We start from the raw sequence: 10,915 nt of genomic DNA, 5'->3' as shown, positions 1-10,915 counted from the left end.
GATGAAACTGCATGAACGCCTAAGCAACCTCACGCCCGAACAGCGCGCCTTGTTCGAACAGCGGCTGAAAGAAAAAGGGCTCGCCGAGCGAGTGCTCCCCCAAGAGCCGACGCTGATCCCCGACGCCGTGCTCAAACACGTTGCCGGACAAGGCAAATCACCGCGTGCCGCAGACCGCCCGCGCCGCACCGACAAAGGCATGGAGTTCTCCCTGTTCTTCTTCTCCGGCGACGGGTCGGCAGCAGGGGAGGGCAAATACGACCTGCTGCTCGACAGCGCCCGCTATGCGGATCAAAACGGCTTCCGTGCCATCTGGACCCCCGAACGCCACTTCGAGGATTTCGGCGGCCTCTATCCCAATCCGTCTGTCGTCTCCGCCGCTCTGGCGGTGACGACAGAGAAGATGCAGCTCCGGGCCGGATCGGTCGCTCTGCCGCTGCATCACCCGATCCGCTTTGTCGAGGAGTGGTCGGTCGTCGACAACTTGTCGCGCGGCCGCGTTGCCGTCTCCTTTGCCACCGGCTGGCATCCGGCCGACTTTGTGCTGGCACCGGAGCGCACCCGCGAGTACTACGATAACCGCAAAGACAACATGATCGAAAACATCAAGCTGATCCGCCGCCTCTGGTCGGGCGAGCCGCATACGATCACCGACTTCGAAGGCACCGAGCACGTCGTCAAGATCCTGCCGCGGCCGCTCCAGCCGGAGCTCGAGATCTGGGTGGCGATCTCGAACAACGTCGAGACGTTCATCAAAGCGGGCGAAGTCGGCGCGCATGTCCTGACCGGTATGGTCAACCAGCCGCCGGACGACCTCGAACAAAAAATTCAGCTCTACCGCAAGGCCCGCGCCGAAAACGGCTATGACCCGGACACAGGCAAAGTGACCGTCATGCTGCACACCTGCGTCGGCGAGAGCAACGACGAGATCAAAGGACTCGTCCGCGAGCCGCTCAAAGACTATTTAAAGACGTTCATCAAACAGCAGAAAAACATCATGGAAGGCTACGGTCATTTTTCCGAAGCGGACCAAGACACCGTCGTCTCCTATGCGTTTGATAAATACTTCGAGGAGAGCGCCCTGTTCGGCACGCCCGACAAGTGCGGACAGCTCGTCCGCGACCTGATCGACGTCGGGGTGGACGAGGTCGCCTGCCTCGTCGACTTTGGCATCACGAATGAAAACGTGCTCGACAGTCTGCAACATTTGACCGTGCTCAAAGACCGCTTCCACGGGCGGTCTTGATCGAGAGGAGGAGGGACCCGACATGAAAAACAACCTGGCCGACCGCATCGCCAAGCTGACCCCCGAGCAACGCGCCCTGTTTGAGGCGAGCTTGCGGGCCAAGAACATGAAAGCCGACAAGATCCTGCCCAAAGAAGGTTCGATCCCGCGCCGGGGTCACAAAAACCCGAGCCCGTTGACTGTCGACCAAGAGCGCCTGTGGTTTTTCCATCAGATGAACCCGGACAAGCCGACCTACAACGTCTACGGCGCGATCCGTCTCGAAGGCCGTCTCGACATCGACGCGATGGAATTTGCGATCAACGAAGTCCTGCGCCGTCACGAGTCATGGCGCACCACCTTCGACCTGATCGACGGGCAGCCCGTGCAGATCGTCCACGACGAGCTCCAGTTGAAATTTGACGTGGCCGACGTCCGCGATCTCCCGGAGGAGGAACGGGAACCTGCCGCGCATCAAGAGACGCTCGACGAGGTCATGATCCCCATCGATCTCGTCAACGGCCCGGTCGTGCGCGTCAAATTGATCCGCATCTCCGAGACTCAGAACATCATCGTGCTGACCGTCCACCATCTGGTCACCGACCGCGTCACGTTCTCCATCGTCTTCCAAGAGCTGGTGCAGCACTACATCGCTCGTGTGCAAGGGCAGCCGTCGCGGCTCCCGGAACCGGCAATCCAGTATGCCGACTACGCGGAGTGGCAGCGCGAGTACCTGCAAGGGGAGACTCGCGAACGGCTGATGAACTATTGGAAAAATTATCTCGACGGCAGCGACTTTGTGCTCAACCTGCCCACCGATTTTCCGCGCCCGCCGGTGCAGTCCTACAAAGGGGCGCGCCATTTCTTCGAACTGCCCAAAGAGCTCGGCGACCGTCTGAAAGCGCTCGGCACCAAGGAGGGGGCGACCCCGTTCATGACCTTGATGGCCTCCTTTAAAGCACTGCTCTACCGGTACACCGGCCAAGAGGACATCATCCTCGGCACTCCGCTGGCCAATCGTGACAAGCCGGAGATGGAGCGCGTGCTCGGCTATTTCCTGACCTCCGGCATCTTCCGGACCCTCGTCGAAGGTCGTCTGTCGTTCCGCGAACTGCTGGCCCGCGTCCGGGAAAATACGCTCGGAGCGTTCGAGCACTCCGGCATGCCGTTCGGGCTGCTGCTCGACGAACTCAAGCCAAAGCGCGACCTCTCGCGAAATCCGCTGTTCCAAGCGATGTTCGTCTACGTCGATGTCCCGGAAGTACCGATGCAGTTCCCGGACCTCAAGATCTCCTATGAGCTGATCGACGGCGAAACGGCCAAATACGACATCGTCTTCGGTCTGATCGACCGCGACGGGATCGTCGACCGCGAGTACGGCACCGAATGCTTCTTTGAATACAGCCCGGATCTGTTCCGACCGGAGACGATCGCCCTGATGGCGGAGCATTGGGTCCTGCTGATCGAAGAGTTCCTCGCCGCCCCGGACACGCCGCTCGGCGACCTGCCGATGCTGACCGCAGCGGAGAAAGCGCGCATTCTTGGCGAGTGGAACGACACGCGAATGGAGACAGATGCTGACCTGTTGGCCTATGAGCGGATTGAAGCCCACGCCGCGCTGCGACCGGACGCTCCGGCCCTCGACTTTGAAGGGCAGATCGTCACCTACCGCGAGCTGAACGAAAAGGCCAACCGCCTCGCACGCCATCTGCAAAGGCAAGGCGTCCGCCCGGACAGCATTGTCGGTCTGTGCGTCGAGCGTTCCCCGGAGTTTGTCATCGGCTTGCTGGCCGTGTTGAAGGCGGGAGGCGCGTACCTGCCGCTCGACACGATCTACCCGGATGAGCGGATCGCCTTCATGTTGCAAGATGCAGGCGTTCAGCTCGTGCTCACCCAGACCGCTTCGCAAAGCCGCGTGGAAACGCTCGCTCCGCAGGTGCGGACGATCTCTCTCGACGCCGCAGATGAACTCCTGGCCGTCCAGAGCGCGGAAAATCTGACCCGCACCGCAGAGCCGGAACATCTCGCCTATATCATCTACACGTCCGGCTCGACCGGGCAGCCGAAAGGGGCGATGATCGAACACCGCAACCTCGCCAACTTCGCATCCGTCCTGCCCGAGCAGATCGGGGCCGGGGCGGAGGATCGCACTTTGCAATTTGCCTCGATCTCCTTTGACGCTTCGGCGCTGGAGATCTACTCGTCCCTAGTCGTCGGCGGCACCCTTGTCATGGCGCGCCGCGAGTCGCTGGTTCCAGGTCGGACCTTGGCGGAGTTTCTGCGCACCCAACGCGTCACAACGGTCGCGCTGACCCCGTCGGTGCTGCATCTGCTGCCGGCCGCCGACCTCCCGGATCTGCGCACGGTGTTGGCCATCGGCGAAGCGTGCACGTTGGAAGCGGTCGCCCGTTGGGCACCGCACTGCTCCTTCTACAACGCCTACGGGCCGACGGAGACGACGATTCTGTCGCATCTCGCATCGGTGACCGACACCACGCGCATCCCGCCGATTGGCCGTCCGTTGCCGAACATTCACGGGTACATTCTCGACGCGCACGGCCAACTCGTCCCGGTCGGCGTGCCGGGCGAGCTGCACATCGGCGGGGCGGGCGTTTCCCGAGGCTACCTGAACCGCCCCGACCTGAATGCGGCCGCCTTCCGCGCCGACCCGTTCTCCAGCCAGCCGGGAGCTCGCCTTTACAAAACCGGCGACCTCGTCCGCTGGTTGCCGTCCGGCGAGGTCGAGTACCTCGGCCGCATCGACCACCAAGTCAAAGTGCGCGGCTACCGCATCGAACTGAGCGAAGTCGAAGCCCGCATCGCCGAACACCCGCAGGTGCGTGAGATCGCCGCCATCGTCAAGCCGGATGCCAGCGGCAGCCACCGCCTGATCGCCTGCATCGTCGCACACGATTCGGCGCTGACGGCGGGGGAGATGCGCCTGTTCCTGAAGGACCGCCTGCCGGAGTTTATGGTGCCGTCCGCCTTTGTGTTCTTTGATCGCTTCCCGCTCAATCGCAACGGGAAAGTCGACCGCAAAGCCCTGCTCGACATGGACAACCTGCTCATCAACAGCGAGGAAAGCTATGTCGCGCCTCGCCATGAGATCGACGAGGTGTTGGCCAAGATCTGGAGCGAGCTGCTGGAGATCGAGCGCGTCGGCATCGACGATCACTTCTTCGACCTCGGCGGCCATTCGCTGCTCGCCACCCAGATGGTCTCCCGCGTCCGCGAGACGTTCCAAGTCGACGTGCCGATGGATCAACTGCTCGCCGCCGGCACCATCGCCGGTGTGGCCGACGCTCTCGTCCGCCACGAGAAAGTGCCGGGCCAGATCGAAAAGATCGCCCGCGTCCGCAAAAAACTCGATGCGATGAGCCCCGAACAAGTGGCCGCCCTGCTCGCTGCCAAGAAGGGAGGACAAGCATGACCCTGTCCAAAGATCAAGCCGAACTGCTTGCCCTTCTGCTCGCCGAGGAGGGTCTGGAACTGGAGCCGGAACGGTCGATTCGCCGTCTGGAACAGCGCGATGATCTGCCGCTGTCCTACGCGCAGCAACGGCTCTGGTTCCTCGCTCAACTGCTGCCGGGCGACCCGTCGTACAACATCTCCACCAACGTCCGCCTGCAGGGGGACCTGCGGGTGGACATCCTCGAACGCTGTTTCAACGAAGTGGTGCGCCGTCACGAAGCGCTGCGCACCCGCTTCCACAGCGTGGGCGGTCAGCCCCGGCAAGTGATCGAGCCGCAGCTCGCCATACCGCTCGTCACCGTCGATCTGCGCCATCTGCCGCCGGAGGAGAGGGGGGAGGAGGTCTCGCGCCTGTTCCGCAAGGAAGCGCAACAGGCGTTCGACCTCGTCCGCGATCCACTGATCCGCACGACGCTGCTCCAACTTGCGGAGGACGAACACGTCCTGCTGCTGACCATTCAGCATATCGTCTCGGACGGCTGGTCGATGGGCGTCTTTCTGCAAGAGGTCGGCGTGCTCTACGAAGCCTTTTTGCAAGGCAGGCCCTCGCCGTTGCCGGAACTGGAGATCCAGTACGCCGACTTTGCAAACTGGCAGCACGAGACCTTGCAAGGTGAGGTCTTGGCGGGCCATCTCGATTTTTGGAAAAAGTTGCTCCACGGCGACCTGCCCGTGCTGGAGCTTCCGACCGACCGCCCGCGCCCGAAAGTGAAAAGCGGCAAAGGGCATCTGAAAAAATTCGTGATCCCGCAGCGGCTGCTCGACAGGCTGACCGAACTTGGCGCCGAGCAGCAAGCGTCGCTCTACATGACCCTGCTCGCCGCATTCAACGTCCTCCTGTCCCGCTACACCGGGCAGGAAGACATCCTTGTCGGCGCGCCCATCGCCAACCGCAACCGTCGCGAGTTGGAAGGGCTGATCGGATTTTTGGCCAACACCGTTGTCTTTCGCACCGACCTTAGCGGTGAACCGACGTTTCGTGAGCTGCTGAACCGCGTCCGCGATGTGGCGAACGGCGTGTATGCGCATCAAGACCTGCCGTTCGTCAAATTGGTCGAGGCCATCCAGCCGGATCGCAACCTCGGCAACACGCCGCTGTTCCAAGTCTTTTTCGTCCTGCAAAATGCGCCGATGCCCGCGATGAAGCTGCCCGGTCTCACACTCAGCCTGATGGAGATGGAGAGCGCCACCGCCAAATTTGACCTCTCGATCTACATCCTCGAAGAAAACGGCTCGCAGGTCGGCATGCTCGAATACAACACCGACCTCTACGACCACGAGACCATCGACCGGATGATCGCACAGTTCCTGACTTTGCTGGAAGGCATCGCGGTCCATCCGGACCTGACCGTCTCGACCCTCCCCCTGCTCCCGGAGGCGGAGGAACGCCAGATCGTGCAAGACTTCAGCCACGGCCCGCAAACCGGTGTGGAGGACGTCTGCATCCACGAACTGTTCGAACGCCAAGTGGCCCGCACCCCGGACTCGACCGCTTTGGTTTTCGAAGGGGAGACCCTGACCTACCGCGATCTCAACGCCCGTGCCAATCGCCTGGCCCACTATTTGCGAAATCATGGGATCGGCCGGGACCAACTGGTCGGCCTCGCGCTCGAACGCTCGGTGGAGATGGTCGTCGCGCTGCTCGGCGTGCTGAAAGCGGGCGGCGCGTATCTGCCGCTCGACCCGCACCACCCGGTCGACCGCTTGACCTTCATCACCGAGGAGACCGGAATCAACATTCTGTTAACTCAAACTCGCTTCCTGCACACCCTGCCGCAGCAGGGACCGGCCTTGATCGACCTCGACTCCGAAACGTTTGTCGAGGAGAGCGAGACCAATCCGGTCAGCGGCGTCACGCCGGATGATTTAGCGTACGTCATCTACACGTCCGGCTCCACCGGCCAGCCCAAGGGCGTGCTCGTCCCGCATTACGGCGTTGTCAATCGTCTGCTCTGGGGGCAAGCAACCTACCCGCTGGACGGCACCGACCGCGTCCTGCAAAAAACGCCGTACACATTCGACGTTTCCGTCTGGGAGTTTTTCTGGCCGCTGCTGGCCGGTTCGACACTGGTCGTCGCCAAACCGGACGGCCACCAAGACCCGTCCTACCTCGTCGAACTGATCCAGTCGCAAGCGATCACCATTACTCACTTCGTCCCGTCTATGCTGCAGGTCTTCCTCGACGAGAAAAACGTCCGCGCCTGCACCTCGCTGCGCCATGTGATCTGCTCGGGAGAAGCGCTGCCGTACGAGTTGCAAGAGCGATTCTTCAACCGGCTCGGAGCCGAATTACACAATCTGTACGGCCCGACCGAGACATCCATCGAAGTCACCTACTGGGACTGCGACCCGGACAGCACACGCCGCGCTGTGCCCATCGGCTACCCGATCGCCAACGTCGAGACCTACGTCTTCGACCGCCATTTGCGCCCGGTGCCGATCGGCGTTCCCGGAGAGCTCTATCTTGGCGGGGCGTGTGTGACGCGCGGGTACAACAAACGGCCGGAGTTGACCGAAAAAGCGTTTATCCCGCACCCGTTCCCAAAAGGGGATGGAGAGCGCCTTTACAAAACAGGCGATCTCGTGCGCTATCTGCCGGACGGGGCGATTGAGTACATTTCACGAATCGACCACCAAGTTAAGATTCGTGGCTTCCGCATCGAACTCGGCGAGATCGAAGGCGCACTCGCCCAGCACAGCGCGATCCGCGAGGCGGTCGTCATCGCCCGGGAAGACGAGCCGGGGGACAAACGTCTCGTCGCCTATCTCGTCCCGGTCACAGGGCAGGTGGTACCGACAGCATCTGAATTGCGTCAGTATCTGACCGACCGTCTGCCAGCGTACATGATCCCGTCGTTCTTTGTCGCCCTCGATTCACTACCGCTGACATCGAGCGGCAAGACCGACCGCAAAGCGCTGCCCGCTCCGACGATTCAGCGTATCGCTTTCGAACGGGAGTACGTCGCCCCACGCGATCACCGAGAGGAGGAACTCGTCCAGATCTGGCGGGACCTGCTCGACGTCGAGGAGATCGGCGTCCACGACAACTTCTTCGACCTCGGCGGACACTCCCTGAAAGCGACCCAACTGGTCGCGCAGGTCAGCAACGCGTACGGCGTCTCCATTCCGCTTGGCCGCCTGTTTGAAGACCCGACCGTCGCCGGGCTTGCCGAGATGATCGCAGCAGGGGAAGGGCATGCGCAACACGGCGGTGAACAGCCGATCCAGCCGCTCGCCCGCACCGAAGCCTCGCCCGCATTCCCGGCTTCCTTTGCCCAGGAACGACTCTGGTTCTTTGACCAGTTCGAACCGGGCAACGCCTCCTACAACGTGCCGAACTTGATTCGTCTGCGGGGGCAGCTTGACTTCCGCGCCTTGCAGGACAGTCTGACGGAGATCGTCCGCCGTCACGAGTCGCTGCGCACGACCTTTGAGATGGTCGAAGGTGTCTTGCTCCAGCGCATCGCACCGCCGTCCGCGCAGGAACTGCGTTGCGTCGACCTGACCGACCGCCCGCGTCACGAGCGGGAAGAGACCGCCTATCGCCACGCCGATCTCGAAGCAAAAACCGGATTTGACCTCGCGAGCGGCCCGTTGTTCCGCCCGACGCTGTATCGCCTGCTCGATGACGAGCACTGGCTGATGCTCAATTTGCACCACATCATCACCGACGGCTGGTCGATGGGCAATCTCTTCCATGAATTGGCGACGCTCTATCATGCCTTTTCGCAAGGCAAGCCCTCGCCGTTGCCGGAACTGTTCCTGCAATACGCCGACTTTGCCGACTGGCACGCCAATTGGCTGTCCGGCGATCACCTGACCGGCCAGCTCGACTACTGGCGCGCTCAACTGGCAGGCGAACTCCCGGTCCTGCACCTGCCGACCGACCGACCGCGCCCGGCCGTCCAGACCTACAACGGCCGCCTGCACGTCTTCGAACTGCCCGTCGACCTGCGCGAACGCCTGCAGGCACTCAGCCGGGAGGAGGACGCGACTCTGTTTATGACCTTGCTGGCCGCTTTCAATGCGTGGCTGCACACCCTGACCGGGCAGCAGGACGTAAACGTCGGGACGCCGATCGCCGGACGCACCCGCAGTGATCTGAAAGAGATCATCGGCCTGTTTGTCAACACGCTGGTTCTGCGCAGTGATCTGGGCGGTGACCCGACCTTCCGCGACCTGATGCGAAGCGCCAAAGCGACCGCCCTCGATGCCTACCAGCATCAGGACGTTCCGCTCGACCGCTTGATCGAAGAGCTGCAGCCGGAGCGCGACCTGAGTCGCACCCCGCTGTTCCAAGCGTTGTTCGTTCTGCAAAACGCCCCGCTCGACGTGCTGGAGCTCCCGGCCTTGACGATGAGCTACATCGAAACGGACAGCGGCGCGGCCGGATTTGATCTGACGCTCTCGATGAAAGAGACGGCACAAGGGCTGTACGGAAAATTGATCTACAACACCGACCTGTTCGACGACTCGACCATCGAGAAATGGGCCCGCCAGTTCCGCACGATCCTGCAAACGGTCGTCGCAGAGCCGGATCTGCCTCTGGCCGACCTCGTGCAGCGCAGCGGGGCAGACACGTCCCGCTGGCACCAAGCCACCGCAGCATCTCGCACTCCGCAAGCCGCACTCCGCACGGAACATGCAGCCCCGCGCACCCCGCTCGAAGCGGAAGTGCTCGCCGCGATGACCGATCTGCTCGGCTTTGGCGGATTTGGCATCCACGACAACTTCTTCGAGCTCGGCGGACACTCGCTGATGGCCACCCGCATCGTCTCGCGCCTGCGCGCCGCCCACGGCGTCGATGTGCCGCTGCGACGGCTGTTCCAACGTCCGACAGCAGCGGGTATCGCCGAGACGATCACTGCGATGCGGCGCGACGAAGAGGCACGCGCCGTTCCGATTCCTTCGGTGAGCCCGGACGGCCCGCAGCCGTTCTCCTTCGCCCAAGAGCGCATGTGGCCGGTCTTGCAGCGCATCGGTGGCATTGGACTGTTCAACATGCCGATGGCGGCACGATTGACAGGCGAGCTGGACGCATCCGTTTTGGAAGCGGCTTTCAATGAGATCGTCCGCCGCCACGATGTCCTGCGCGCCCGCTTTACGCAAGGGGAGGAGGGGCCGATCCAGAGCATCGCGCCGTTCGAGCCGATTCGCATCGAGCAGATCGATCTCCGCCATCTGCCGCTCGAACAAAGGGAGGCGGAGGCGCACCGCCTGCTCGTTCCGCTCTCGGAGGTGCCGTTCGATCTGGCGAAAGGCCCGCTGATCCGCTTCCACCTTGTCCGCCTTGACGACGGTGAGCACATTCTGCTCTGCGTGGTGCACCACATCGCCGCCGACGGCTGGTCGCTCGGCGTGCTCTTCCAAGAGTTCGTCGCCCTCTACAGCGCCTACGTTGAAGGTAGACCGTCACCGTTTCTGCCACTGGCCGTCCGCTACGCCGACTATGCCGTGTGGGAGCGCGAGTACCTGCAGGGCGACCGCCTCGAACGCCAGCTCGACTTCTGGAAACAGCGGCTCGCCGATGCGCCGGAATCCCTGTTGCCGCTGCCGCTCGACCGTCTGCGCCCGGACGCACCGACCTTCAATGGTGCCAGCGTCGCCGTCACCTTGCCGCCGGCCGTGCTCACCCTCCTGCAAGAGATGAGCCGCCGCCAGGGGGCGACGCTGTACATGACGGTGGCAGCCGCCCTGCAGACCGTGCTGCACCGGATCAGCGGCGCATCGCGGATCTCCATCGGCACGCCGGTGGCCGGACGTGCCCGCACCGAATGGGAGAGCTTGATCGGTCTGTTCATGAACACCATCGTCCTGCACACCGACTTCGACGGCATCCCGACATTTGCCGATTTGTTGGCCCGCGTCCGTGATTACACCCTCGGCGCGTATGACGCGGCTGAAGCGCCGCTCGTGCTCGTCGGCGAGGCTCTGCAGCGCCGCACACCGTTCTACAACGTTCTGTATGCGCACCAAAACGTGCCGCTCGCCGACCTGCAACTGCCCGGTATCGCCCTGTCTTCGTGCCATCTGGACACCACACTGGCCAAAAGCGACCTGTCGTTCACGACGTGGGAAGAAGCGGCGGGCCTCGGTCTCTCGCTCGTCTACAACACCGACTTGTTTGACCGCTCGACAGCTAGAGCGATCCTGCACCGGCTGACCCGCTTCTTGGAACAGGCGGCCCGTGACCCGCACCAACCTCTGGAGGAGATCTGA

3 protein-coding genes are annotated in these 10,915 nt (G+C 62.7%); all 3 read left to right on the top strand.

The window, feature by feature from the left end; translation table 11 throughout:
• The first annotated feature begins 1 nt into the window (after position 1).
• The 3 genes from OS242_RS02305 to OS242_RS02295 are packed head-to-tail and all read left to right on the top strand — an operon-like array spanning position 2 to position 10,915.
• Complete coding sequence (locus OS242_RS02305) at positions 2-1,246, top strand: MupA/Atu3671 family FMN-dependent luciferase-like monooxygenase (RefSeq protein WP_267150041.1); 1,245 nt, start codon at positions 2-4, stop codon at positions 1,244-1,246.
• A gap of 22 nt (positions 1,247-1,268) precedes the next feature.
• Positions 1,269-4,655 (top strand): non-ribosomal peptide synthetase, encoded by a 3,387-nt coding sequence (locus OS242_RS02300; RefSeq protein WP_267150040.1) that lies wholly within the window; start codon positions 1,269-1,271, stop codon positions 4,653-4,655.
• Positions 4,652-10,915 (top strand): non-ribosomal peptide synthetase, encoded by a 6,264-nt coding sequence (locus OS242_RS02295; RefSeq protein WP_267150039.1) that lies wholly within the window; start codon positions 4,652-4,654, stop codon positions 10,913-10,915. Before OS242_RS02300 ends, OS242_RS02295 begins: the two co-directional genes overlap by 4 nt.

The organism is Tumebacillus lacus (assembly GCF_026410385.1).
Lineage (GTDB): Bacteria > Bacillota > Bacilli > Tumebacillales > Tumebacillaceae > Tumebacillus > Tumebacillus lacus.
The sequence above is the reverse complement of the archived record's forward strand: the minus strand, read 5'-3'. Positions and strand labels throughout refer to the sequence as shown.